Below are 25,269 nucleotides of genomic sequence, written 5' to 3'. Positions count from 1 at the left end.
CTTTTTCGACTGTGCAGGCCTGCTTACGCAGCCTTTTCGTGGTGGTAACCGGTGACGGTATCCACTTCGGTCTTCGAACCGAGAATCACCGGCACGCGCTGGTGCAGGCCTTCCGGGCTCAGGTCGAGGATGCGCTCGCGGCCGGTGGTGGCTGCACCGCCGGCCTGCTCGACGATGAAAGCCATCGGGTTGGCTTCGTACAGCAGGCGCAGCTTGCCGGCTTTGGCGGGATCCTTGGTGTCCTTGGGGTACATGAAGATGCCGCCGCGGGTGAGGATGCGGTGCACTTCGGCCACCATCGAGGCGACCCAGCGCATGTTGAAGTCCTTGCCGCGCGGGCCGGTCTTGCCAGCCAGACACTCGTCAACGTAGCGCTGTACCGGCTTTTCCCAGAAACGCATGTTCGACGCGTTGATTGCGAACTCTTTGGTTTCGGTGGGGATTTTCATGCTGGGGTGGGTCAGCACGAATTCGCCGACGTCGCGGTCGAGCGTGAAGCCGTTGGTGCCGTGGCCGAACGTCAGCACCAGCATGGTCGACGAACCGTAGATCGCATAGCCGGCGCAGACCTGCTTGACGCCCGGTTGCAGGAAGTCTTCGGTGGTGGCGGCGCGGCCGGCGACCGGCGCTTTCAGGATCGAGAAGATGGTGCCGACGGAGATGTTCACGTCGACGTTGCTGGAACCGTCGAGCGGATCGAATACCAGCAGGTATTTGCCGAGCGGGTACTGGCTGGGGATCGCGTAGCAGTCGTCCATCTCTTCGGACGCCATGCCGGCCAGGTGGCCCGCCCATTCGTTGGCGCCGATCATGATTTCGTTGGTGATGACGTCGAGCTTCTTCTGGGTTTCGCCCTGCACGTTTTCGGAATCGAGCGAGCCCATCACGCCCAGCAATGCGCCTTTGTTGACGGCGTTGGAAATGGCCTTGCAGGCGATGACGACGTCGTTCAGCAGCGAGGTGAAATCGCCGGTTGCACCAGCGGTGCGGCGTTGTTCTTCGATAATGAACTGGGTAAGGGTGGTACCGATATGCATGGCAAACTCCAAAAAGTGGATAAAGTAAGTAGGAATATTCAAGTAATCGAATATTTTATCACGTGATAAAGACAGTCGATCCATCACGGTCAGACGGTACTTCCGGCACAAAAAAACCCGCCAATGGGCGGGTTTTGGGAGCCGGGCAGATCGGCGTTGCCGATTCGGGCTTATCGGATACGGCGGCGCACTGCGAAGCCGACCAGTCCCAGACCGGCCAGTAACATGGCCCAGTTGTCGGCTTCGGGCACCGGCGAGGTGACGGCTTCGACCTGCAATGCGCGCAGCTTGGCGAAGTCGTTGAGTTGGCTGACGCGGGCCGATACCGCAAGCCAGTCGTAGGTGCCGGAAAATCCCGATAAATTCACGGTTTTGATGTTGTCGACGCGGCTGGTGTTGGTGACCGCCATGGCCCAGCCGAGATCGTTGGTTTTCTGTCCTTCAAGATTCAGACTGCCGCTGCCGGCCCACAGGCTGAGGTCGGAGTCGCCGCCGAATTGCTGCAGGCTCAACTGGCCGAGCTGTACTGCGCTGGAAAAGCTGAACAGGATGAGATCGGCGGCCCCGCTGTTGTCGAGCGCGTGCTTGTTGCCGGAACTCGAGCAGTCGAGCCCTTCGTCGCGGTTGCATACGCCCATGCCGTAGCCGCTGAAAATCTCCAGTTCAGCCGTCTGGTATCGGTTGCCGTGGCCGGTGGTGGACCACGCGCTCGCCGTGATGGTCAGGCCGCCCACGGTTTGGGAATAACTGTTGCCGAACGCGTCAGCCGGGTTGCCGGAAATGAAGGAAAACTCGGTTGCAGCCGCCTGGGTAGAGAGCAGGGCGCTTGCAAGCAGGACGGAACGCAGCGTGGATGACATGACAACTCCAGTTAAATGAAACGGGATGCCTTACGGGCATCTGCATCGATAGATGCAAGTCGCGTTCCAGATCGGGGGGGGTCGGGTTCGAATCGGCGGTTTAAGCGAGGGCGGACGCTCAGCTCTGGATGTGCGAACCGGGGTTGATCGCATCCATTTGAATCAATTGGATATTTTTGGCGTGCGGCTTAGTCGGTGCCGACCAGTTGGTCGGATCGGGTGAAGGTCCAGGTACGGGTGATCGACAGGATGTCGGTTTTTTTCCGCATGTCATCGGGAAATGCCGCATAAGGTGTTGCAAGTTCGACAATCTTGACGGCGGCGGCGTCGAGAATCTTGGAGCCGGAAGAACGGTCGATTTCGACGCCTTCGAGCGTGCCATCGGCGCGGATCGATACGGTGAGCTTGAGGCTGCCGTAAACGCCCTGCCGCCGTGCCGCTTCCGGATAGTTGACGTTGCCGACGCGCTCGACCTTGGCGACCCAGTCTTCCACATACCGCGCAAACGCGTATTCCCTGACGTTCGCGCCGACAAAAGTACGTTTCGGGCGCTTTTGGTAGCTGTCCCACTGCTGCGAGATGCTGGCCTGCAATTGCGCCATTTCGCGCGCCTGCTGGTTGAGCTGGCTGGCATCGATGGCGGGTTGCTCGGGGCGCGGCGCGGGGGCGGGGGTGTTGCGCTGCAGGGGCGCGTCCGTTTTCAGCTGGCTGAGCAGCGCGCGCGCCTGCTGCTCCAACTCGGTCACGCGGGTCTGCATGGCGGCTTCTTCTTCGCCGGTCTGGGTTTGCGGGCTGGCGGGCAGCGGGCTTTTCAGCCGCCGGTCGTCGTCGGTGTTGCCGCCGCCGGCCAGGTTCACCTGCGCCAGCGCGTCGGGGTTGAGCGGAGACTCCAGGCTTTTGGCGTTGACCAGCACCACGTCCATCGGCAGGTTGGGGTCTTCGAACAGGCGCGGGTTGACCTGCACGAACTGGGTCGACAGCACCATACCGTGCACCGCGGCCGACGCCAGCATGGCCAGCGCCATGCGCGTGCCTTGCCTGGAGGGTTCGGCGAGAGTGGGGGGTGGATTGGGCACCGTCGGGGTCAAAAGTGGGGGGCAGTCCGGATTTTACGAGACGGCCGCGTCGCTGTCAGGTGGCGCGGCCGGCGCGGGCGTAAGCACTTCGAGCAGTTCGGCGTGGAAGCTGATGTCGAGCAGGTCGATGCGGGAAATCGCCAGCCGCACCAAGGTGCCGGGCGGGTTGCCCATCACCGAGGGCGCGCGCGTCACCAGCGGCAGGCAGTCGAAGCGCACCAGATCTTCGCGGATCACGCTGGCGGTGGCTTCGCTGATGGCTTCCTGCTGCAGCCAGCGCAGCATCCAGTAGCGCTCGAGTTTGCGCTGGAATTCATTGTAGGCGTCGTACGCCAGCTCGAATTCGCGCACCACCGAGAACAGCTGCTCGCTACGCGGCGGGTAGACCGGGTCGGTCTGCTGCACCAGCGAAATCAGCTGGCGCTGGTTGACCAGGTCGACATAGCGCCGCAGCGGCGACGACGACCACGCGTATTGGTCGACGCCGAGGCCGACGTGCGGATCGGGCGAAGTGGTCATGCGCGTTTTGCCGCCCGATTGCGCACGGTAAATGCCGGGGACGCGGTTTTCGGCCAGCCAGCCGCCCCAGTGCGCGTTGGCAAAAATCATCAGCTCGGACACCACCTTGTCGATCGGACTGCCGCGCTTGCGCGGCACGATGCTGATGCGCTCGCCATCGACCTTGAAGTTGTAATCGAGGCGATCCACCGTGTCGGCTTTGCCGCGTCCCGCTTCCAGCACGGCGGCAAAGTCGCGCAGCCATTCCAGTTCGCGGCGGTAGGGGTAATCGGGCGTGTCCGGGTTGCGCAGGGTCGTGTCGTTGAACAGCACTTCCAGCGTTTCGTGGCGCAGGTTGTCTGCGATGTGGACCATTTCGAGCCGGGTCTCGGTGCCGAGCACGCGCAGGTCGGATGCCACATCGACGTAGAGCGAGAGCGCGGGGCAATCGTGGGTTTCGCCCAGGGTGTAATGGTGGATCAGCGCCTCCGGCAGCATGGTGATTTTGTCGCCGGGGTAGTAAACGGTCGACAGCCGCTCGCGCGCGAGCTTGTCGAGCTCCGAGCCGGGCGCGATGCCGAGCGCCGGCGCGGCGATATGGATGCCGACGCGGATGCTGCCGTCGTCGCGCCATTCGACCGAGAGCGCATCGTCGATTTCGGTGGTCGCCTCGTCGTCCATCGAGAATGCGCGCACATGGCTTTTGGGCAACTCGGGGGGGTCGAGCGGTTCGCTCGTCGGCGCAAAGCCGGTGCCGCGCGGAAAGTATTCGAGCAGGAAGCTCGCCAGATGGAAGTCGAGCGTGGAGGGTATGGCGCCGCAACGCTCGATCAGCCTCAACTGCGACAGCCCGCTGGCGGCAGCGGCGTCTTCCAGCGCCTTGTATTCCAGTGTGTTCTTGTCCGGCGCGATGAGAATGCGCGGAATCAGCGAGACGTATTCGGGCGGCAGGCGGAACGCGGCCAGCTCGGCCGCCAGATGCGCCTGCCGCTCGGCCAGCAGGCGCTTCTTTTCCAGCCCGGCCTTGGCCGCAGCCAGCGTCTCGGCAGGGGCGGGGCGATAGCGGCCCTTGCCCTTTTTGTGGAAATAGATCGGCGAGGTGTGCAGTTTCATCAGCAGCGCCACCGATTCGGCCGGGCGCGGCGCGTGGCCGTAATATTCCTGCGTCAGCGCTTCGAAGCCGAATTCGTCGGTGCCAGCCGCTTCCCATAAAAAATCGGCGTCGAGTTCGGTCGTCAGCGTTTCCGCTTCGGTCATCACCTCGCTCGGCGCGGGCGCAGCAAAGCGCAACAGGATATTGGCTGCCTTGATCTTGCTGCGCTTGCCCGATGCGGTTTCCACCTGTGCCGTGGCGTCGGATTCGGACAGGATCGAACCGGCCTTGAAATGGCCGTCTTCTTCAAAAATGAGATGCATGAAAGCTCAGAAATCCAGAAGGGTAGGGTAGTGGCGTTCGAATCCGGCAAAACCGTGATTGCCGCCATCCTCGATGATCTGCCGCGCGCCGGCGTAATAGGCCACCGCATCGCGGTAATCCAGCACCTCGTCGCCGCTTTGCGCCAGTAGAAGATAGCGTTCGGGGCGGCTGATGCGCGCGACATCGAGCGCGGCCAGTTCTGCCAGATGCGCCTCGGTCAGCACCCATTTTTCGCCGCTGTGCCAGTTGGTCTGGGGGCCGAGCGCACCGCGCAGCAAAAGATGGGCATGCACCGCCGGGTTGACCAGCACCGCTTTGCAGCCATGCTGTTCTGCCAGCCAGGTGGCGTAAAACCCGCCCAGCGAACTGCCGATCAACGTGACCGCAGCGGGGGCGGCCTGCGCCAGGAGGGCTTCTACCGCGGCAATCGCTGCGCGCGGGCTGTTGGGCAGAGCCGGACAAATGTAGTCGGCCTGGCGGCCGATGCTTGCCATGTATTCGCCCAGAAGCCGGGCCTTGCCGGATGCCGGGGAAGAGTTGAAGCCGTGGAGATAGACGATCATCTGTGGATTTTACCAGTGCAACAGGCCGTTCACCCCAGGGTGGCACGCCATCCGCCCGTCCGCATGTCAACAGGCAGGATGCGGCGGGATTTCAGTGTGCGGTGGCTGTGCTGACCCGGTTGCGGCCGTCGCGCTTCGACAGATACAGGGCGCGGTCGGCGCGCTCGATGAACGCGGTGGCCGATTCGCCGAGGTGGTAATGCGCCACGCCGAGCGAGAGCGTGACCTGGGCCACGGCCTCCTGGCTGCCGCTGCGCTTGATGCGGCCATTCTCGATCGAATGGCGGATGTGCTCAGCGAGCGCCTGCGCGCCATGCAGCGGGGTGTCGGGCAGCAGGATGACAAATTCTTCGCCGCCATAGCGTGCTGCCGTGTCGCGTCCCTTGACATGGCCCTTGATCACGCTGGCGACGGCGCGGATGACCTTGTCGCCGAACAGGTGGCCGTAGGTGTCGTTGATGGTCTTGAAATGATCGATGTCGCCCATCAGCAGGCAGGGACCTTCGGCCGTACATTCGGCGTCGACACCCGACAGGCAGTTGGCCAGCGCCTGATCGAAACCCTTGCGGTTGACCAGCCCGGTCAGGCTGTCCGTCAGCGAGGCGTCGCGGGCGCGGTTGACTTCTTCGCGCAGGCGCTCGATTTCCTGCCGGCTTGCGTTCAGCTGGGTCTTCAGCGTGGCAACCGAAGCCTGCATGGTCTGGGTGCCATCAAGCAGCGCCTGCAGGTCCAGCGTCGCCCCCGGATTCGTCCCGTCCTGTGCGATGCGTTGCAAAGTCACGCCGAACACGTCGGCCTCCTTCGCGGCCACCTCGGTCGACTGGCTGATGTCGCCGAGCACCCGCTGAAATCCCGCAACGATTGCGCTGGCGGCCTCGTTGCAGACGTCGGCCACATGCCGCTCGAACAGCATCTTGATGTCATCTTCGGCGAGCGGCGCACCCTTGGCCAGCAGGGTATCGGTAGCGATCGTCAGCGTATGGTTGATGCCCGCAACATACTCGTACCAGACCGCATAGCTGACGGGATGCAGCGCAGCATCCTGCTGCGCCATCAAGGGCAGCGCCAGACGCAGGAATTCCGAGCTTTCCTCTTTGCTATGCGGATACTTCATGGCGGTTTAATGTTTGCCAGGGTAGGTCATCAGCCGGTCGATGTAGGCAATCGAAATTGCAGATGCGATGAAAGCCGTATGGATGACAGTTTGCCACAGCAGCACGTCATTGGTCAGATTGGGCGCGTTGATGAAGGATTTGAGCAGATGGATCGACGAGATACCGATGATGGCGGTGGCGAGCTTGACCTTCAGCACGTTGGCGTTGACGTGCGACAGCCACTCGGGTTCGTCGGGGTGGCCTTCGAGGTTGAGGCGCGAAACGAAGGTTTCGTAGCCGCCGACAATGACCATGATGAGCAGGTTGGAGATCATCACCACATCGATCAAACCCAGCACGATCAGCATGATTTTTTCTTCGGTGAGCGTGAAGGTGCCGAACACCAGATGTTCCAGCTCGACCATGAAATGCACCACATACACCAGCTGGGCGATGATCAGGCCGAGGTAGAGCGGTACCTGCAGCCAGCGGCTGCCGAACAGGACGGAGGAAAGGACTTTGTTGCTGGCGCTGATGGGATGGTTGCTTGGGGGTTTCATGGTTGGGTGAGCAGTAGACGGAGAACGGTGAGGGGAAAACGGCGGGCAGGATATCGGGACAGGGTTACAGGACGTAGCGTGCGAGATCCTCGCGTGCCGCGAGCGCAGCCAGCCGCAGGCTGACGGCATCGGCATCGACCACATATTCGCCGGTGACGTTCCCGGCGTCGAAGGAAATATCCTCGAGCAGTTTTTCCATCACGGTATGCAGACGGCGGGCGCCGATGTTTTCGGTGCGCTCGTTGACCTCGAAAGCAATTTCGGCGAGGCGGCGGATGCCGTCTTCAGTGAACTTGAGCTGGACGCCCTCGGTTGCCAGCAGCGCTTCGTACTGCCGCGTCAGGCAGGCGTCGGTGCCGGTCAGGATGCGTTCGAAATCTTCCACGCTCAAGGCCTGCAGTTCGACGCGGATCGGCAGCCGGCCCTGCAGTTCGGGGATGAGGTCGGACGGTTTGGACAGGTGGAACGCGCCGCTGGCGATGAACAGGATGTGATCGGTTTTCACCATGCCGTGCTTGGTCGACACGGTGGTGCCCTCGATCAGCGGCAGCAGATCGCGCTGCACGCCCTGGCGCGACACATCGCTGCCATGGGCGTCGCTGCGGGTGGCGATCTTGTCGATCTCGTCGAGGAATACGATGCCGTTCTGTTCGACCGCATCCAGCGCCTGCTGCTTGATGTCCTCGTCGCCGATCAGGCGGGCGGCCTCTTCCTCCGTCAGCAGTTTGAAGGCTTCGCGCACGTTCAGCTTGCGAGTTTGGCGACGGCTTTGCCCGAGGTTGGCGAACATGCCCTGCAGCTGCTGCGACAGGTCTTCCATCCCCGGCGGGGTGAAGATTTCCATGCCGGGGCTGAGCGCCGCCAGTTCGATTTCGATTTCCTTGCTGTCGAGTTCGCCCTCGCGCAGCATCTTGCGGAAGCGCTGGCGTGCCGCGCCTTCTTCGCGTGGCGCTGCGGGTTCGCCGAACCCGACGTTGCGCGGCGGTGGCAGCAGTACGTCGAGTATGCGTTCCTCGGCGGCTTCCTCGGCGCGGAATTTCACCTTCTGCGTCGCCTGTGCGCGCAGGTCCTTGATCGCGGTTTCCATCAGGTCGCGGATGATGGTGTCGACGTCGCGTCCGACGTAGCCGACTTCGGTGAACTTGGTCGCCTCGATCTTGATGAAGGGCGCGTTGGCGAGCCGCGCCAGCCGCCGCGCAATCTCGGTCTTGCCGACGCCGGTAGGGCCGATCATCAGGATGTTCTTCGGCGTGATTTCCTGCCGCAAGGGCTCGCCCACCTGCTGGCGCCGCCAGCGGTTGCGCAGGGCGACCGCTACCGCGCGCTTGGCCGCGGCCTGGCCGACGATGTGCTTGTCGAGTTCGTGGACGATTTCTTTGGGCGTCATAGGGGTCAGGATTCAGGGGCCAGGGATCAGGGGGGGGTGTCGCTTCGCGGTTTCAAAAGAAGGGCGGCCACAGGCCGCTCATCCCCTGACCCCTGAATCCTGATCCCTGTCCCCTAAAACCTCAATCACGTGATTCTGGTTCGAATAGATGCAGATGTCCCCAGCGATGGTGAGGCTCTTCCTGACGATTTCAAGCGGGGGCAGATCGGTGTTCTGCAACAGCGCCACCGCGGCGGACTGGGCGAAAGCGCCGCCCGAGCCGATGGCGGCGATGCCCAGTTCGGGTTCGAGCACGTCGCCGTTGCCAGTGATGATCAACGAGTATTCGCGGTCGGCCACCGCCAGCATGGCTTCGAGCCGCCGCAGCATGCGGTCGGTGCGCCAGTCCTTGGCCAGATCGACCGCGCTGCGCAGCAGGTGCCCCTGATGCTTTTCCAGTTTGGCTTCGAAGCGCTCGAACAGGGTGAAGGCGTCGGCGGTGCCGCCAGCGAAACCCGCCAGCACCTTTTCCTGATACAGACGCCGCACCTTGCGCGCAGTGGCTTTGATGACGATATTGCCGAGCGTGACCTGACCGTCGCCGCCGAGGGCAACGTCGGCGCCCCGACGGACGGAGAGTATGGTGGTGCCGCGATATTGTTCCATGCGGGCGATTATAAGGGAGGCGCCAGTTCGGGCGTGCGCGGCGAGGGCCGTATCCGCGCGGCGGCGCTCAGGCGGGGTGGAGCGGAACGAGGTGCGCCAGCTGGTCGATGCCCATGACGCGGAAGAGTTCGTGAATCAGCGCGTTGTGGCCGCGCAGGGTGATGGATTTGCCGCTGCCCAGACATTGCATCAGCACGCTGATGAACTGGCTGACGCTGCCGTAATCGACGCGGGTGACTTGCGCCAGGTCGACCAGCACTTCTTCATGCGTGGCGGCATAGGTACCGACTTCCTGCAGCGCGCTGTCGTTGGCCGGGGTGATTTCGCCGCTCAGCTGCAGGGCGTCGTCGCGTGGCGCGGCCGGCTCGGCCTGCACCACCACGGCAGCCTGCACCTGGCTCCAGGAGGGCGGCGAGACTTCAAAGCGCACCGCATAATCCACCGCCAGGTTTTCGAAGTTTTCTTCCTGGCCCAGCGTCTGGTACAGCTCCAGCAGCAGCAGCCAGTGTACGGCGCGGCTGTGGGTGGCGCGGTTCAGATCCTGCAGCAACGCAATGAAGCGGTCGACGCCGCTGACCTGCAGCTTGCGCTTGGCGCGGGTCGCGCTGTTGAGGATTTTGGCGCATTCACTGGCGCCGGCTTCGTCGACCATTTCGATGTGCGAAAAATCGATGTGGATGACCGCGGTTTTGGCCGCGTTATCGATGCACTCGCGCAGCGCGGCGGCGGCGGTCTTGTCGAGCAGGCCGGGCAGTTCGAGGCTGGTCGCCTGATCCTGCTTGGGCGCGGCGGCGGCACCGTTGCCGGCTTTTTGCCACACAGGCGGCGAGGTTTCAAAGCGCACGGCAAAGTCCAGTGCCAGCTGCTCGAAGTCTTTTTCGCGATTCTGGATGTCGTACAGGTCGAACAGCATGTACCAGGCACGGCGATCGCCGGTGGCGAGCACGCCTTTCAGAAGACTTTCGGTCATGTCGGCTTGGCCGCTGGCGTACAGGATGGCGGCTTCGTCAACCGGGGACTGCGGTGCGCCGCTGGTTTCTTCCACCACGATCCCGCTGCTGGACATATTCATGGTCAACAAGGTCTCGGTGGACATGTCGTCCATCGCGGGCGCAGGCGTCGCCGCCGGCTGGTTGTCCGAGCCGGACGGTTTGTCCTTGTTTTTCTTGAAGAACGAGAGAGCCACGGAATAGACGTGCTTGAATCAACAGTTAGGCTTGGATACTAGCGCTGTCGACCGTTTGCGGCAAGCAACTGCCGTTTTGCGGCAGCTTGCCTGCAAGTCGACCTTATCTAAGGGTGGCCAATGGGGTCTTGGACGCCCAGTTTCAGCGCGCCATCCCTGAATGCCTGGTAGGCGCTCTGATAGTAAGCGATCGCTTCATCGCGCAAACGCGGCACCGTGGCGGTGGGAGTGGCGTCGCCGTTGGCATCGATCCGGAAGGTGTCAACGCGCTGTTTGGGCCCCAGCACCACCAGCTTGCCGTCTTTCAGATAACCCAGTTCCTGATAGTTGCTGATGAAGGCGCGGCGGTTTTGCGGGCGGCCGGGCGTTTTTTCCTCGAACAGCGATACCCCGAAGAAATGGTCGTCGCCGGGCAAGCCCATCGCATCGAGCAGGGTGGGGGGGATGTCGATCTGGCTGGCCAGCATGTCGTTGCGTCCTGGTTTCAACAGCGCCGGCGCATACAGAATCAGCGGAATGCGGTAGCCCTCCAGCGGCAGCGAGGTCTTGCCCGCAGCCGATGCGCAATGGTCGGCGACGATGACGAACAGGGTGTCCTTGAACCAGGGTTTGCTGCGCGCCTGGTCGATGAAGCGGCCGATGGCGTAGTCGGTGTATTTCACGCCGCCTTCGCGCTTGCCCGGCGACGCAATGTCGATGCGGCCCTCCGGGTAGGTGAAGGGCCGGTGGTTGGACGTGGTCATGATCTGCGCCAGAAAAGGCTTGCCGGCGGCGTGGGTTTTGTCGAGCTGGGTCAGGCTGTTGTCGAACAGGAACTCGTCGGCCACGCCCCACACGTTAGCAAAGCCGACCGAGGCCGGGGGGAAGTCGGTGCGATCGACCACGCGATAGTCGTTGCCGGCGAAGTAGGCATTCATGTTGTCAAAATAGCCGTATCCGCCATACAGAAAGAAGGTCGCATAGCCCTGGCGTTTGAGGATTTCGCCGACCGTGGCCAGATGTTCATTGTGGGGGCGGCGCACGATGGCCTGGCCGGGAATCGGCGGGGTGCCGAGCGACAGCGCTTCGAGGCCGCGCACGGTGCGGGTTCCGGTAGCGTAGAGCTGGGTGAACAGCAGGCCTTCTTTGGCCAGCGCGTCGAGGCGCGGCGTCAGGCCGTCGGGGTTGCCGAAGCTGCCGAGAAACTTGGCCGACAGGCTTTCCACCGTAATCAGCACGATGTTGCGCGGCGGTCGCTTGAACGGCGAGCGCGCCGGGTCGAAGGCTTCGCTTGCGTTCTCCTCCGGGTACAGGGCGTGCGACAGCGGCTCGCGTTCGACGCCGAGTTCGCCGAGGATGCGCGCGGCCTGCTCAGGCGGCAGGGTGGCGTAGAAGCGGTCGTAATCGAGCTCGTTGCGCTGGTAAGCGGCAAAGAAGGTCATCAGGCCATTGCCGGCGAGTTCATTGGCGTAGGCGTTGGCGGAAAACTGCATCTGGTCGATATCGCGCAGCTGACTGGCGCTCCACGGCAGCGCCAGCGCCAGCACGGCATACAGCAGCCGCCAGCCAGGGCGGGTCGACGGCGCGGCGGCTGCGCGCAGGCGTGCACGCAACAGCCAGGTCAGCCCGGCCGCGAGCGCCGCCACGCCGCCCAGCAGGGGCACAACCGGGTAGGACTCGACGATGTTGCCGATCACTTCGTGGGTGTAGACCAGATAGTCGACCGCGATGAAGTTGAAGCGGGTGGCGAATTCCTCCCAGAAGGTCCATTCCGACAGCGCGCCGAACAGCAGCATCAGCGCCATCAGGAAGAACAGCACCAGCCGCAGCCCGCCCTGCCAGCGCGTATTGCGCCAGCGCGCCGGCCACAGCGCTGCCCACATCAGCATGGGGGCGAGCAGCCAGGCGAGCGTGGCCAGATCGAAGCTGATCCCCTGCAGCAGTACGCCGGGCCACAGCATCAGCGGCACCTTGTCCACGCCGGTGTGGAGCGCGAGCGCCAGGCGGGTCAGGCTGGCGACGCCGAGAAACAACAGGACGTAGGGCAGAAACGGCAGGGTGGCGAGACGTACGCGGAGAGGCGTCATGGGGCGATGGCTGGATCAGCCTGACCGGATTCGGGAAGCGTCCCATTGTGTCACCCGGCGGCTCGCCGGACGGCTTTGTTACCGTATCGTAATCCTGCCGGTCAGGCCGGCTGGGGGGCGAAGCCGGGGATCAGTCCACCTCCTGGCGGGTTACGCACTGTTCCAGCTGGGCGGTGAATGCCTCGCCCAGCTGCCGGGTCAGCTGGGCGGCGCTTTCCGGTCGCGGCAGCGGTTCGCCGACGACGACATCGCAATTGAACGGCACCAGCAGCGCCTCGCCTCGCGGCAGGGCGCGCCCGAGACCGTGCATGACAACCGGAACGATGGGGGTGTCGAGCCGCTCTTTCAGCAGATAGAAAATGCCTTTGCGGATTTTGCCGATCTTCTCCGGATCGCCGCGGCTGCCCTCGGGAAAAATGATCAGGATCGCGTTCTGGTCGAGCGCCTGCTGGCAGTCGCTGAACAGCGCGTCCTGCTCGGCGTGGCCGCTGCGGTCGATCGGGATGATGCTGATGCAGGTGCGCGAAAACCAGCTGATGAGCGGGTTGCGCAGGAAGTAGTCCGCTGCCGCCACCGGGCGCACCCGGTGCAGCTGGCGCAACGGAAACAGGCTCATCAGCACCAGCACATCGAGGTGGCTGTTGTGATTGGCGGCGATGACGGCGGGGCCGCGGCGGGGCAGGCGCTCGCGTCCGCGGACGTTCAGGCCGAGCACGATCAGCACCAGCGGTTTGACCAGCAGGCCGAAAAACACCACTTTCGCGAGGCGCTGCATCAGTAGGCGACGTAATACAGGTAATGAAAAAACAGCGGTGCGGTGTAGAGCAGGCTGTCGATGCGGTCGAGGATGCCGCCATGGCCGGGGATCAGGGTGCCGGTGTCCTTGATCTGCAAATCGCGTTTGACCGATGAAATCACCACGTCGCCAATGAAGCCGCCGATGCCGATCAGCAGCCCGGCGCCAAGCCCCTGGTTGAATGTCAGGGGGGTCAGCAGCGGCGCGGCGAATCCGGCGCACAGCGTAATCGTGCCGACCCCGCCGATGAAACCTTCCCAGGTCTTGTTGGGGCTGACTTTGGGAATGATCTTGTGCCTGCCCAGCATTTTTCCCCATACGTACTGGCAGACATCATTGAATTGCGTCATGAACAGGATGAACAGCACCAGCCCGAGCGCGCCCGCATCCAGATTCTTGACCGGCAGGGTGAGCAGATAGGCGATATGGCTGATGCTGAACACGGTCAGCATCACGGCCCAGTGCAAGGTGCCGGCCGAGCGGATGAAGCCTTTGGTTTCGCCGATCAGCACCATGCGCATGGGCAAAAACAGGAACACGAATACCGGGACGAAAACGATGAACATGCCGTACCAGCCGATGCTTACCCAGTAATACTGGAGTGGAATGGCGACATATGCCCAGAACACGGCGCGCCGGTCGGCCTGGCGCACGCTGAGGATGGACAGGAACTCCTTGAGCGCGAGGAAGCTGAGGAATCCGAAAAATGCGATGGCGAGGTTCTTGTTCGCCGCCAGCACCACGAACAGCACGCCCACCATCCACCACCATGACTGGATGCGCTGGCGCAGTTCGGTGTAGTCCTTGTCCGGGTTGCGCTTGCGCAAGACAAGACGGATGAAGCTGGCGATGACCAGCAGGCCGAGTACCGCCGCCATGGCGTAAGCGGAATGTGCGGGGAGATCAAACATGCGGGGTGCTTTCCAGATAGCGGTAGGCCGCCATGGTGCGACGGTAAACCGTGACGAGGGCGCCGAGAATGACCAGCGCCAGGGCCAGCGGCAGGGCATAGGCGGTTTGGCCGAAGGCCGCCTCGATGGCGGCGATGATGCAGGCGCCGGTCATCAGCGCCATGCGATGCTGCTTCGCCATCGGCCCGCGAAAATCGACCGGCGCACCGGCGCTGGCGCTCAGCGTGCGGACGTAGGCGGTCAGCACGGCGAGCAGGCCGGCGCACCAGCCCAGCGCATCGCCCCAGCCGATGGCCGTGCTGGCGTAGCCGGCCGCCACCAGGATCAGCGGGTCGGCGATGCGGTCGGGGATATCGTTGAACAGTTCGCCCGATCGGGTTTTCTTGCCGCCCTCGACCGCCACCATGCCGTCGAACAGATTGCACAGCAGGCGCAGCTGGATGAAAGCCGCCGCGAGCAGCGGCATGACCCAGCCCGTGCCGGCTGCGGCATGGGGGCTCCACAGCAGGCAGGCCGCAGCCGCGGCTGCGAAGAACACGCTGGCGATCGAAATCTGATTCGGCGTGATGGCTTGCTGGCTCAGCCAGTGCGCGGTTTTTTTGGCCAGGCCGCGTTCGCGTACTGCGAGCGGGCGGCGGTTATCCAGCTTGTCCATGTTGGGTTTCCGATTGAAGAAGTGTGTGGCTGGTGAACAGGCAAAACAGCCCGCCGACCAGCAGCGCGGGCGCGATGGTCGGCAGAATCTGCGGCGTGCCGGCCAGCCAGTGGGCTGCGATCAGGAGGGATCCGGTGCTGCTCAGGGTGATGACGCTCGGCAGCCATACTTGCTGCGTGCCGGATGGCACGCGCCCATGCAGCCAGGTGATCGCCCGCACCATCAGCAAGGTGATGATGAAACTCGCGCTGCCCTGCACCCCGGCGGCTGTCAGGCCGGCCGGATTGGTGTTGCCGCCATTGATGTAATAGGCCCAGCCGCCCCACAGCACGAAGGCGGCCAGGGCAGAGAGCAGTTTGAAAGCCAGGCGGGGCTGCGGAAGTTTTTGCACGGCCGGAAGTGTCGCAGATTCGTCCGCCCGTTTGGCTATGTGCTCAGTTTTTGCACCGGTGAATGGATCGTAAAACCGGGCCGCCGAACAGGGCGACGGCAGCCAGCGCGATGACGATGGCCGGGCCTGCGGGCAGGTCGAACAGCGCCGAGGCGATCAGTCCGCCGGCGTAGGCCAGCGCGCCGAGTAGCCAGCCGACGATTACGCCGCTGCGCGCCGGCCAGGCACGCACCGCCAGCGCGGGCAGGATCAGGCTGGCGAACACCAGATAGACGCCGACCAGCTGCACCGAAGCAGTGATCGCCAGCGCGAAGATCAGATAGAAGCCAAGCGCACCGAGCCGGCTGCCGCGCAGCCACCAGAGGCCGAGCAGCACCGCATACAGCAGCGCAATCTGCACGATCTGGGAAGTTCCTACCCAGAGGATCTGGCCGGTCAGCAGCTCCGACAAATGCTCGCCGCCGTGCGGGTCGCCCGCCAACAGTAGCACGCCGAGGCTGGCCGCCACCACGAAGGTCGAGCCGATCAGCGCTTCCTGAATGTCCGGCCAGCGGCGCTCGCACCCGGCCAGCAGCGCCGCGCCCGCCAGCGCCGCCGCGGCGGCGGCAAGCTGGGTCGGCCAGCCGTCGTCGGCCAGCGCGAACGCGTGCGCTGCGATCACCCCCAGCACCGCGATCTGCGCGATGGCGAGATCGAGAAAAATGATGCCGCGCGCCAGCACCCGTCGCCCCAGCGGCACGTGGGTGGCCAGCACCAGCCAGCCGGCGATCAGCGGCGGCAGCAGCAGCGAAGGCTCGAGCGCGGCCAGGTTGGCGTTCATTTCGCGCCTTTCAGCAGCTCGGCCAGCGTCACGTCGAACAGGCCGAACAGGTCGTCGGTACCCGGCGCGCCGCCTACGGTAAACGGCAGCGCAACGGCGGGGATGTCCGCGCGTTCTGCCAGCCATTCCGATGCGCGCGGACTCTGGTAAGCGGCGCGCAGCACCATCTTGGCAGGACTGGTTTTGAGACGCGCCGCGACTTCGGCCAGGTAGCCCAGCGAAGGTTCGACCCCGGGTTTGGGTTCGAGGGTGGCGACTTCGCGCAGGCCCAGCCAGTTGATGAGATAGCTGAAGGATTTGTGCTGCACCGCCACCGGCATGCCCTTGAGCGGTGCGGCCTGCTGCTGCCAGCGTGTGATCGCGGTCTCCCAGCGACTGGAAAAATCCTTCCAGCGCGCCTGGTAGGCGGCGGCGTGGGCGGGGTCGACCTCACTCAGACGTTGCGCCAGCGCTGCGCCGACACGCGCGAGATTGCGCGGGTCGGTCTGGATATGCGGATTGCCCGCTGCATGCACATCGCCCTGCGAGCGGTCGACCCGCGCGGGTTTGTCCAGCATCGGCACATGGCGCGCGGCTTCGAAATAACCGGGGCGCCCGGGCTGCACCGCGGCGTTGCCGGATTCGCGCAGCAGCAGGGGCAGCCAGCCCACTTCCAGATCGGCACCGGTACAGACCAGCAGCCCGGCGCGCCGGGTCTGCGCGATCAGGCTGGGGCGCGCCTCGATGCGGTGGGGGTCCTGCATCGCAGTGGTGGCGTTGTAGACCTTGACGTCGTCGCCGCCAATTTCACGCGCCAGCGCGCCCCATTCGGGTTCGCAGGCAAACACGTTGAGCGCGGCGTGGACGCTCAAGGGCAGCCACAACAACACGGCAGCAAAAAACTGTTTCATCGCGTTCTCCCTAGAAGCTGTGGGCGCCGTGGCTGCCCAGACTGTGGATGTATTGCACGAACCACTGGTTCTCGCTCACGCTTTCCATCGATTTGTCCTGCGAATATTGCAGACGGAAGCGCGAGAACTCCGACGGCGAGTAATCGAGCATCAGCGAATGGCGCGTCGGCGCGTAGTCCGTTACCGGCAGGAAGGCGTTGTTGAGGCCGAAATCGACCGAGCCGGAATCGAGACGGTCGTAACGATAGCCGGTGCGCCAGCGCGGCATGAACTGGTAGACGCCTTGCGCATAGAAGCCCGACTGGGTCGCTTTGTAGCGGTCCGTCGCGTCCGTGCACGCGCCGCCGTCGGCCGTGTTGTCCACGCACAGCAGATCGCCGTCTTCCTTGCGGCTGAAATACTCGGTCGCGAACTTGAAGTTCTGCTCGGTCGCGTTGCCCTCGGGCGCCCATTTCCACACGAAGTCCGCGATCCAGGCCTTGCTGCTGCCGGAGAACAGGGTTTCGGCTGCCACGTCGTTGAGATCGTCGATCTCGCTGTCGCGATCGCTGGCGCGGGTTTGCAGGTAGGACACGCCTGCGCGCCAGCTGTGCGATACGCCAACGTCGCCGCCAAGGTGGCCGAACAGCACCGTGCTGCCGGCGCCGTTCTTGTTGCGGTCGGTGCCGGGGAAGTTGGCACCGCGTCCGGCTTCGGCGCCGAACTCCATGAACAGTTCGGTCGGCGCCACCCATTTCAGCTGCAGGCCGTCGTTGCCGTAGGCTTCGCCGAACAGCGCGCGGTACATCAGGTTGTTGTCGGCGAAGTCCCAGGCGTGCGGATGCTGCGTGTTCTGGTAGCCGAGCCCGGACAGGAAGCGGCCGCCGCGCAGCGTCAGGCCGTTGCCAAGGCCGGTGGTCTGGAACCAGGCCTCCTCGATTGAAACTTCCGCGTCGAGCAGGGCCAGGTTCATGTAGCCGCTGAAATACGGATCGATGCTGGCACTCATCACCAGTTCGGTGTGTTCGAGCGAGAAGCCACGCTCCGCGACGTGGTCATGCCCGGCCGGGAAAAAGCCGGTGATGTGGCGGTGCTCGATGTCGTCAAGGTTGGCATACTGGCCTTGCAGGATCAGCGAGATGTCCGGGTTGAAATGGTTGCTGGCGGTTTCCGGTTGCGGCGCGGGCGCAACGGTGGCAGGGGCCGTGTCCGCAGGCGCGGGCGTAGCGGCCGGCTGCGCCTCGGCTTGCTGCAGACGTTTTTCCAGCGACTGGATACGCGCCTCGTAGCTGGATTTCATTTCTTTCAGTTCGGCGCGCAAGGCATCGAGATCGGCATCGGCAACAGCCGGAAAGGCAGCCGCAAGCGCGGCCACCAGGAGGGTGGGACGTAACATGGTTCAACTCCGTAAACGAATGACACACGCCTGCGCAAAACCTGCGCAGGCCGAATGGGATGGCTAGATGTTTCTCAGGCGTGTACGGAACCGGGTGGCGCGCGGGCGCAGGCGGGACGGGGCGCGAGGTCGACGCAGCAGGGTGCGACAGCGACGGCGAGAAAATGCGTTGCGGGCGGAATCCACAACGCGGGCGGCGTGGACGGCATCGCCGCCCCCAGCTGCGCCTGCGCGACGCAGAGTTCGCAGCTCTGCTCGGGCAAGCCGGCATCGCTGGCATGCAGGTGCGTCAGCGCATGCGCGAACGCCGCCGCCTGACCGAACAGCAGGGTCAGCGCAAACAGCCAGGGAAGCAGGCGGCGTGGCAGCATGGCCGGAATTTTACGGTTTCGGCTCGACCGGCGGCACCGGATCGTAGCCATGATCGCAGCCCGGGCGGCAGCGGCCGATGCGCTTGGCAGCGAGCCAGCTGCCCTTCCACGCGCCATGTTTTTCGATGGCTTCCTTGCCGTATTCCGAGCAGGTGGGCAGGTAGCGGCACTGGCGACCGAGCCAGGGCGACAGCGCCAGCTGGTAGACGCGGATCGTGCCGACGAGCATTTTTTGCGCCAGATTCATGCGGCGCCTCCGCCTTGGCCGCGTGCCGCAGCGTCATGGCCCAGCGCTGCGCCGGTGAAGTCGGACAACAGTTTGGCGACGAATTCGGGGTCGAGGTCGCGCACGATGAAGACGAAGCGGCTTGCCCGGGTTTGATTGGACCCGGCGTCGTCGTCCGGCCAGGCGTCGAGCTTCACCTCGGGATACAGCACATGCTGCACGCCATGCAGCACCACCGGCTGCGTTTCGCCCTGCAAATTGACCAGCGCCTTGAAGCGCAGCAGGTTTTCGGCGCGAAACGAGGTCAGCATGGACAGCGCCGACTGCAGGCCGTAGCGATCCAGCGGCGCGTCGAGCACCACCGAGAAGGACTGGATGCGCGTGTCGTGCAATTCGGCTGGCGCGTCCTGCAGCGTCGGCTTGCCGCCCAGTGCGGCGGCGCGGGCGGGCTGGTAGCGCTGCGGTTTGAGCCAGCGCGTCAGTTCCAGCGCTTTTGTCTCGGCGTTCCACAGCCCCAGGTTCTGGATTGCTGCCGGGTCGACTTCGCCGTTAAGTACGGTGATGAGATCGGCCGCCGGGTTCAGCGCGGCCAGTCGCGCGCGCAGCGCGGCCAGCATTTCAGGTGACGCGAGATCGGTCTTGGTCAGCAGCAGCCGGTCGGCCACCGCCACCTGCTTGACCGCCTCGAAGTGTGCGTCGAGCTGGCCCATGCCGAAAACGGCATCGACCGTGGTCACCACGCCGTCGAGACGGAAGCGCGCGCGCACCCAGTTGTCGTGCAGCAGGTTGTCGAGCACCGGGGCCGGGTCGGCGATGCCGGTGGTTTCGATGATGACGCGCTCGAACGGCGGGATGTCGCCCTTCTGCCGCGCCATCCACAGGTTTTTCAGCGTCGGCGACAGGCTGCCGGATATCGTGCAGCAGACGCAGCCGCCCGACAGCAGCGCCATCGGTCCCTCCATTTTTTGCAGCAGTTGATGGTCGAGCGCGACGGCGCCGAACTCGTTCATCAGGATCGCCGTGCGCGGCAGCGTGCGCACGATGTGGTTGAGCACCGTGGTTTTGCCGCTGCCGAGAAATCCGGTGAGCAGGGTGATGGGGAGGGGGTGGTCGGTCATGGCAAGCGTCTGCGATTCAGGTCAAGACGTTTGAGCGGGCTATCTGTGCGCATTCCGCGCAACGGCCGTGAACCGTGATGTCGACCCGGCACGCTTCGAAACCGTCGGGCGCTGCCGGCATCGGCAGGCTGGCGCGTTCGGGCAGGCAAAACAGCCGGCCGCAGGCGTCGCACTCGAAATGCGCGTGGCCGTGGTGGACATCGGCAATGCCGAAGCGGCGCACCCGGTCCTGCCCGGTCACGCTGTGCGCCAGACCCTGCGCAACCAGCCAGTCGAGCACGCGGTAAAGCGTGACCTTGTCGAGCGGCCGGCCTTCGTCGAGGGCGGCTTGCGTCAGGCTTTGGTGCGAAACGGTGGCGTGTGTCGCCAGCAGCAACCGCAACACCTGCACGCGGGCGGCCGTCGCGCTGGCGCCGCGTTCCCGGATCAGGCGGATGGAGTTGTCATGGAGGGCGGCGAGGGCGGGCATAGCCGGCATTCTAGGTGACGGCAGGCCGCCCGTGCAACCCAGTTGCATCCAGCGGCATGAAAAACCCGCCGGTCGAGGGCGGGTTCGCGGGCTCAGGCGTGCAGCTTTTCCTTGCGCTCGTGGCGTTCCTGCGCCTCGATCGAGTACTCGGCGGTGGGGCGCGCCAGCATGCGCGGCAGGCCGATGGGGTCGCCGGTTTCCTTGCAGTAGCCGAAATCGCCGGAATCGAGGCGTACCAGCGCGGACTGGATCTTTTTCAGCAGCTTGCGCTCACGGTCGCGCACGCGCTGTTCCAGCATGTGCTCTTCTTCGACGGTAGCGCGGTCGTTGGGGTCGGCGAAGTTTTCGTTTTCCTTCAGGTGTTCGCCGGTATCGGCCGCATTGGCAAGCATTTCATCGCGCAGCGCTTCGAGGCGGGCGCGAAAAAACGCCAGTTGCTCGGTGTTCATGTAGGCGGAGGCCGGCATTTTCAGCAGCTGGGCTTCGGTAAGCAGTTTGGGCGAGGCAGGCATCAAAAACTCCAGACATCTAAAACGGTAAAGGTACTTGGCCGGATGGCGGCCCTGCGGACAGCCGGAGGATCCGGCTGCGGTCTTGCGCGTCTGCCATCATAACCCCACTCGGGTGAACCTTGCCAGCCGCAATCCGGATTGCCGACAGGGCGGCGGGAGGCAGGCGCCGGATGGATTGGAGGATAATTTGCGGATGAAAACCTTCATTCCTTTAATGTCCCTTTTATTCCTGTTGAGCGCGTGCGGCCAGGACGCGCCACCCGGCCCGCCTGCGGATATCCGCTCGGTGCGGGCCGAACAGGCCGGTTTGCAGTCGGTGCACAACCGCACGCGCTATACCGGCGAAGTGCATGCACGCTACGAGACCGATCTGGCATTCCGGGTGGCGGGCCGGGTGCAAACGCGGGCGGTCGAGGTGGGGTCGCTGGTCGAGTCCGGGCAGCTGATCGCCACGCTCGACCCGGCTGACTATGCCCTGGCGTCGAGCGCCGCGCAGGCGCAGCGGGTGGCTGCGGAGGCGGAAGCCCGTCTGGCGCAGCAGGATTTGCAGCGTTATACCGAGCTGCGCGCCAAGAACTTTATCGCCCAGGCCGAACTCGACCGCCGCCAGACCACGGCCGACGCCGCCCAGGCGCGGCTGCGCCAGCTGCGTGCCGAGGCCGAGCGCCAGGGCAACCAGCAGGCGTACACCCGTTTGAATGCACCACATGCCGGGGTGATCACCGCCTTGTCCGTCGAAGCCGGGCAGGTGGTGGCGGCCGGTCAGCCGGTGGCGCAACTGGCCCGAACCGGCGAGCGCGAGGTGAGCATCAGCGTGCCGGAGAATGCGCTCGACGCGTTGCGCGCGGCGCGCACCCTCAGGATCGGCTTGTGGTCGACGCCGGGTGTGAGCTATGCAGGCCGTTTGCGCGAACTGTCGCCGATGGCCGACGCCGCCAGCCGCACTTACCGCGCGCGGGTCAGCATTCTGCAGCCCGATGCCGTGGTGAAGCTGGGCATGACGGCGACGGTCGAGATTGACACGCAGGCGGCAGCGAGCCTGTCGGTGGCGCAGAGCGCGCTGTTCAGGGTCGGCGGCCAGCCGCAGGTGTGGGTGGTGGATCGCAAGACCGGCAAGGTGGCGGCGCGCAGCGTCCGGCTCGGCGAACTGACGGGCGACCGCGCATCGATCGTGGCGGGCCTGACCGCGGGCGAGTGGGTGGTGACCGCAGGCGTGCACAAGCTGGCGCCGGGTCAGCAGGTGCGTGTGCTGGCGCCCGGCCAGTCATGAGCGGCGCACCGCAGTTCACCCCCAGCCGCGGCAACCTGTCGCGCTGGGCGATCGAGCATCCGGCACTGGTGCGCTTCTTCATCGTGCTGATCCTGCTGGTGGGCGTACGTTCCTATCTTGAGCTGGGGCAGGCCGAAGATCCGCCGTTTACCTTCAAGACCATGCTGATCCAGGCGCAGTGGCCGGGGGCGACGGCGCAGGAAGTGTCGGAGCAGCTGACCGAGCGCATCGAGAAAAAGCTGCAGGAACTGCCCGAGCTGGACTACGTGGCGAGCTACGCCAAACCGGGCGAGACCGCGCTGTTCGTCAACATCAAGGAGACCGTGCGCGGGCGCGACGTGGCGGCGGTGTGGTACCAGATCCGCAAGAAAATCGGCGATCTCAAGCCGCAACTGCCGGCCGGGGTGCAGGGGCCGTTTTTCAACGACGAATTCGGCGACACCTTCGGCTCGATCTACGCCATCACCGGCGACGGTTTCACCCGCGCCGATTTGAGAGAAATCGGCGAAGACGCGCAGCGCGAGGTGCGGCGTCTGCCCAACGTCGGCAAGGTCGAACTGTTCGGCGTGGTGCCGGAAAAAATCTACATCGAGATGCAGACGCAGAAACTCGCCACCCTCGGGATCACCGCGCAACAGCTGATCCAGGCGGTGCAGGAACAGAACAGCGTGGTGGCCAACGGCCGGGTGGAAAACGACGTGCTGTCGATTCCGCTGCGCGTGTCGGGGCCGTATTCCGATGTCGAGCGCCTGCGCGAAGGCATCGTCAAGGTGGGGGGGCGCAGCCTGCGGCTGGGCGATATCGCCGAGGTGACGCGGCGCTACGAAGATCCGCCCGCTACCGAAATCCGTTCGCAGGGCGAAGCGGCGGTGCTGCTCGGGGTGTCGCTGGCGGACGGCGGCGATGTGGTGGTGATGGGCCGCGCCGTCGCCGCGGCCGTGGATGCACTGCAAAAATCGCTGCCGGTGGGCGTTGAAATACGCCAGATTCACGACCAACCCAGCATCGTCAGCCGTGCGGTCAAGCTGTTCATGCAAAGCTTTCTGGAAGCCGTCGCCATCGTGCTGGCAGTGACTTTTCTGGCGCTGAAATGGCGCGCGGGCCTGGTGGTGACGCTGAGCATTCCGGTGGTGCTGGCGATCACCTTCAGCGTGATGTGGCTGTTCGACATCGACCTGCACCGCATCTCCACCGGCGCGCTCATCATCTCGCTCGGCCTCTTGGTGGACGATGCCATCATCGCGGTCGAAATGATGGCGCACAAGCTCGAAGCCGGCTGGGGACGCTTCGAGGCGGCGACCTATGCCTTCCAGTCGACCGCGTTTCCGATGCTCACCGGCACGCTGCTGACCGCCACCGCCTTCCTGCCGATCGCGCTGGCCAAGTCGATGGTGGGCGAATACACCTTCGCCATTTTCGCGGTGACGACGATCGCGCTGTTGTCGTCCTGGCTGGTGGCGGTGGTGGTCACGCCCTATCTGGGCTACGTTCTGTTGAAGCCGACGCATCGGGTCGCCGACGAGGACGCAAGCTATCACACGCCGTTTTACCGGCGCTTTCGCGCAGTGGTCACCTGGTGCGTCACGCATCGCCGCACGGTGATTGCGCTGACGGTGCTGGCGCTGGTCGTCGGCGTGGCGGCGATGCAGAAGGTGGAAAAGCAGTTCTTTCCGCAGTCCGACCGCCAGGAAATCCTGATCGAGATGTGGCTGCCGGAAGGCGCCTCCATCGACGCCACCCGCGCTGAGGCGGTCCGGCTCGAATCCCTGTTGCGGCAGGACAAGGACGTGGCGCATGTCCTCAACTACATCGGCCAGGGCGCGCCGCGCTTCGTGCTGAGTCTGGACCAGCGCCTGAACAACCGCAACTTCGCGCAGTTGGTGGTGATCGCGCAGGACGTGCCGGCGCGCGAGCGCGAAATTGCCCGCATCCGCCAGCTGTTCGAAACCGATTTCCCCAATGTGCGGGGCCGCGCCGTGCGCTTCGAATATGGCCCGCCGGCTGGCTATCCGGTGCAGTACCGGCTCTCCGGCAGCGATATCCCGCAACTCAAGATCGAGGCGGAGAAACTGCGCAAGATCGTCGCCGCGCAAACGGATGTCACGGCGGTGAACCTCGACTGGAACGAACAGTCGCTGACCATGAAGGCGCAGCTGGACCAGGACAAGATCAAGGCGCTGGGCCTGAGCTCGGAACAGGTCGGGCGCGTGCTGGCCTTGCAGCTGGTCGGCGTCAATCTCACCCAGTTTCGCGAAAACGATCTGCTGATCGACGTGGTGCTGCGCACCCCGCGCAGCGAGCATACCGATGTCGACGCGCTGCGCGCGCTGCCGATCGGCAACTTCAATGGGCAGAGCGTGACGCTGGGGCAGATTGCCAAACTCCAGCCAGTGTTCGAGGACGGCGTGATCTGGCGGCGCGATCGCCTGCCGACCATCGCGGTGCGCGGCGATCCCGTCGGCAAGACGCAACCCGCCACCATCGTCGCCGCCCTGGCGCCGCAGGTCGACGCGTTCAAGGCGCAGCTGCCGCCGGGCTTCCGGCTGGAAAGCGGCGGCCCGGTGGAAAGCAGCGCCAAGGCCAACACCGCCATCGGCGCCTCGTGGCCGCTGATCCTGATCACCACCTTCACCCTGCTGATGCTGCAGCTCGGCAATTTCTCGCGCGCGCTGCTGGTGGTGCTGACTGCGCCGCTCGGCATCATCGGCGTGGCGATCGCCCTGCTCGCGAGCGGCCAGCCGATGGGCTTCGTCGCCCTGCTCGGCATCATCTCGCTGGCCGGCATGATCATGCGCAACTCGGTGATCCTGGTCGACCAGATCCAGCAGGACGTCGCCCGCGGTCTGTCGCAGTGGGATGCGATCATCGAATCCACCGTGCGGCGGATGCGGCCGATTACGCTCACCGCAGCGGCCGCGGCGCTGGCGATGATTCCGCTGTCGCGCTCGATCTTCTGGGGGCCGATGGCGTTCGCCGTGATGGGTGGGCTAGTGGCGGCGACTTTCCTCACGCTGTTTTTCCTGCCGGCTTTGTATGCGGCATGGTTCAGGATTCAGCCAGAGTGACAGGAGGCAGA

The 25,269-nt window shown here is 64.5% G+C and carries 25 protein-coding genes; 2 read left to right on the top strand and 23 right to left on the bottom strand.

Annotated features, from left to right (window positions below; all coding sequences use genetic code 11):
- Positions 1-23: 23 nt before the first annotated feature.
- The 23 genes from IV098_RS12475 to dksA all read right to left on the bottom strand — a co-directional run bounded on the left by IV098_RS12475 (position 24) and on the right by dksA (position 20,923).
- Positions 24-1,037, bottom strand: coding sequence for a class 1 fructose-bisphosphatase (locus IV098_RS12475; RefSeq protein ID WP_296889538.1), 1,014 nt, complete (start codon positions 1,035-1,037; stop codon positions 24-26).
- A gap of 170 nt (positions 1,038-1,207) precedes the next feature.
- Positions 1,208-1,897: a PEP-CTERM sorting domain-containing protein gene (locus IV098_RS12470; protein WP_296889537.1), complete on the bottom strand. Its 690-nt coding sequence runs from the start codon at positions 1,895-1,897 to the stop codon at positions 1,208-1,210.
- A gap of 188 nt (positions 1,898-2,085) precedes the next feature.
- A complete protein-coding gene (locus IV098_RS12465) occupies positions 2,086-2,973 on the bottom strand; it encodes an energy transducer TonB (RefSeq protein WP_296889535.1) in 888 nt (295 codons plus the stop codon).
- A gap of 33 nt (positions 2,974-3,006) precedes the next feature.
- Positions 3,007-4,887: an RNB domain-containing ribonuclease gene (locus tag IV098_RS12460; protein WP_296889533.1), complete on the bottom strand. Its 1,881-nt coding sequence runs from the start codon at positions 4,885-4,887 to the stop codon at positions 3,007-3,009.
- Positions 4,888-4,893: 6 nt separating this feature from the next.
- Positions 4,894-5,451: a YqiA/YcfP family alpha/beta fold hydrolase gene (locus IV098_RS12455; protein WP_296889532.1), complete on the bottom strand. Its 558-nt coding sequence runs from the start codon at positions 5,449-5,451 to the stop codon at positions 4,894-4,896.
- A gap of 91 nt (positions 5,452-5,542) precedes the next feature.
- Positions 5,543-6,565 carry a GGDEF domain-containing protein gene (locus IV098_RS12450; RefSeq protein WP_296889531.1) on the bottom strand — a complete coding sequence of 341 codons (1,023 nt, stop codon included), beginning with the start codon at positions 6,563-6,565 and terminating at the stop codon, positions 5,543-5,545.
- 6 nt (positions 6,566-6,571) lie between these two features.
- Positions 6,572-7,105, bottom strand: a complete 534-nt coding sequence (locus tag IV098_RS12445) for a TIGR00645 family protein (RefSeq protein WP_296889530.1) — start codon at positions 7,103-7,105, stop codon at positions 6,572-6,574.
- Between the two features lie 64 nt (positions 7,106-7,169).
- The gene (hslU, locus tag IV098_RS12440; protein WP_296889569.1) at positions 7,170-8,501 is read right to left on the bottom strand and encodes an ATP-dependent protease ATPase subunit HslU; all 1,332 of its coding nucleotides are present in this window, start codon (positions 8,499-8,501) and stop codon (positions 7,170-7,172) included.
- A 69-nt stretch (positions 8,502-8,570) separates the two neighbouring features.
- On the bottom strand, positions 8,571-9,137 hold the full coding sequence (hslV, locus tag IV098_RS12435; protein WP_296889528.1) for an ATP-dependent protease subunit HslV: 567 nt from the start codon (positions 9,135-9,137) through the stop codon (positions 8,571-8,573).
- Between the two features lie 67 nt (positions 9,138-9,204).
- On the bottom strand, positions 9,205-10,323 hold the full coding sequence (locus IV098_RS12430) for an STAS domain-containing protein (RefSeq protein ID WP_296889526.1): 1,119 nt from the start codon (positions 10,321-10,323) through the stop codon (positions 9,205-9,207).
- A 107-nt stretch (positions 10,324-10,430) separates the two neighbouring features.
- Positions 10,431-12,389: an LTA synthase family protein gene (locus IV098_RS12425; protein WP_296889525.1), complete on the bottom strand. Its 1,959-nt coding sequence runs from the start codon at positions 12,387-12,389 to the stop codon at positions 10,431-10,433.
- 130 nt (positions 12,390-12,519) lie between these two features.
- Positions 12,520-13,164: a lysophospholipid acyltransferase family protein gene (locus IV098_RS12420; RefSeq protein ID WP_296889524.1), complete on the bottom strand. Its 645-nt coding sequence runs from the start codon at positions 13,162-13,164 to the stop codon at positions 12,520-12,522.
- The gene (locus IV098_RS12415) at positions 13,164-14,096 is read right to left on the bottom strand and encodes a phosphatidate cytidylyltransferase (protein WP_296889522.1); all 933 of its coding nucleotides are present in this window, start codon (positions 14,094-14,096) and stop codon (positions 13,164-13,166) included. Before IV098_RS12415 ends, IV098_RS12420 begins: the two co-directional genes overlap by 1 nt.
- Positions 14,089-14,751, bottom strand: a complete 663-nt coding sequence (locus tag IV098_RS12410) for a CDP-alcohol phosphatidyltransferase family protein (protein WP_296889521.1) — start codon at positions 14,749-14,751, stop codon at positions 14,089-14,091. The genes IV098_RS12415 and IV098_RS12410 overlap by 8 nt, the downstream gene beginning before the upstream one ends.
- Positions 14,735-15,142 carry a hypothetical protein gene (locus tag IV098_RS12405; protein WP_296889519.1) on the bottom strand — a complete coding sequence of 136 codons (408 nt, stop codon included), beginning with the start codon at positions 15,140-15,142 and terminating at the stop codon, positions 14,735-14,737. The genes IV098_RS12410 and IV098_RS12405 overlap by 17 nt, the downstream gene beginning before the upstream one ends.
- 43 nt (positions 15,143-15,185) lie before the next feature.
- Positions 15,186-15,962: a metal ABC transporter permease gene (locus tag IV098_RS12400; protein WP_296889517.1), complete on the bottom strand. Its 777-nt coding sequence runs from the start codon at positions 15,960-15,962 to the stop codon at positions 15,186-15,188.
- Positions 15,959-16,852, bottom strand: a complete 894-nt coding sequence (locus IV098_RS12395) for a zinc ABC transporter substrate-binding protein (RefSeq protein ID WP_296889515.1) — start codon at positions 16,850-16,852, stop codon at positions 15,959-15,961. The genes IV098_RS12400 and IV098_RS12395 overlap by 4 nt, the downstream gene beginning before the upstream one ends.
- A gap of 10 nt (positions 16,853-16,862) precedes the next feature.
- Positions 16,863-18,227 (bottom strand): TonB-dependent receptor, encoded by a 1,365-nt coding sequence (locus IV098_RS12390; RefSeq protein WP_296889514.1) that lies wholly within the window; start codon positions 18,225-18,227, stop codon positions 16,863-16,865.
- Positions 18,228-18,301: 74 nt separating this feature from the next.
- A complete protein-coding gene (locus tag IV098_RS12385; protein ID WP_296889513.1) occupies positions 18,302-18,598 on the bottom strand; it encodes a hypothetical protein in 297 nt (98 codons plus the stop codon).
- A 10-nt stretch (positions 18,599-18,608) separates the two neighbouring features.
- Complete coding sequence (gene yidD, locus IV098_RS12380) at positions 18,609-18,845, bottom strand: membrane protein insertion efficiency factor YidD (protein ID WP_296889512.1); 237 nt, start codon at positions 18,843-18,845, stop codon at positions 18,609-18,611.
- Positions 18,842-19,942 (bottom strand): GTP-binding protein, encoded by a 1,101-nt coding sequence (locus IV098_RS12375; protein WP_296889511.1) that lies wholly within the window; start codon positions 19,940-19,942, stop codon positions 18,842-18,844. Before IV098_RS12375 ends, yidD begins: the two co-directional genes overlap by 4 nt.
- A 16-nt stretch (positions 19,943-19,958) precedes the next feature.
- The gene (locus tag IV098_RS12370) at positions 19,959-20,411 is read right to left on the bottom strand and encodes a Fur family transcriptional regulator (protein ID WP_296889509.1); all 453 of its coding nucleotides are present in this window, start codon (positions 20,409-20,411) and stop codon (positions 19,959-19,961) included.
- 92 nt (positions 20,412-20,503) lie between these two features.
- Positions 20,504-20,923, bottom strand: a complete 420-nt coding sequence (dksA, locus tag IV098_RS12365; RefSeq protein ID WP_296889507.1) for an RNA polymerase-binding protein DksA — start codon at positions 20,921-20,923, stop codon at positions 20,504-20,506.
- 214 nt (positions 20,924-21,137) lie between these two features.
- On the opposite strand from dksA, the gene IV098_RS12360 reads away from it, so the two are divergent.
- Together IV098_RS12360 and IV098_RS12355 are read left to right on the top strand one after the other, a co-directional pair.
- Positions 21,138-22,193: an efflux RND transporter periplasmic adaptor subunit gene (locus tag IV098_RS12360; protein ID WP_296889506.1), complete on the top strand. Its 1,056-nt coding sequence runs from the start codon at positions 21,138-21,140 to the stop codon at positions 22,191-22,193.
- Entirely contained in the window at positions 22,190-25,258 is a 3,069-nt protein-coding gene (locus IV098_RS12355) for an efflux RND transporter permease subunit (RefSeq protein ID WP_296889504.1), read from the top strand. The genes IV098_RS12360 and IV098_RS12355 overlap by 4 nt, the downstream gene beginning before the upstream one ends.
- Positions 25,259-25,269: the final 11 nt, after the last annotated feature.

Source organism: Thiobacillus sp., assembly GCF_018780105.1.
Taxonomy (GTDB): Bacteria; Pseudomonadota; Gammaproteobacteria; order Burkholderiales; family Thiobacillaceae; genus Thiobacillus.
This window is presented reverse-complemented; position numbering and strand designations above follow the sequence as displayed.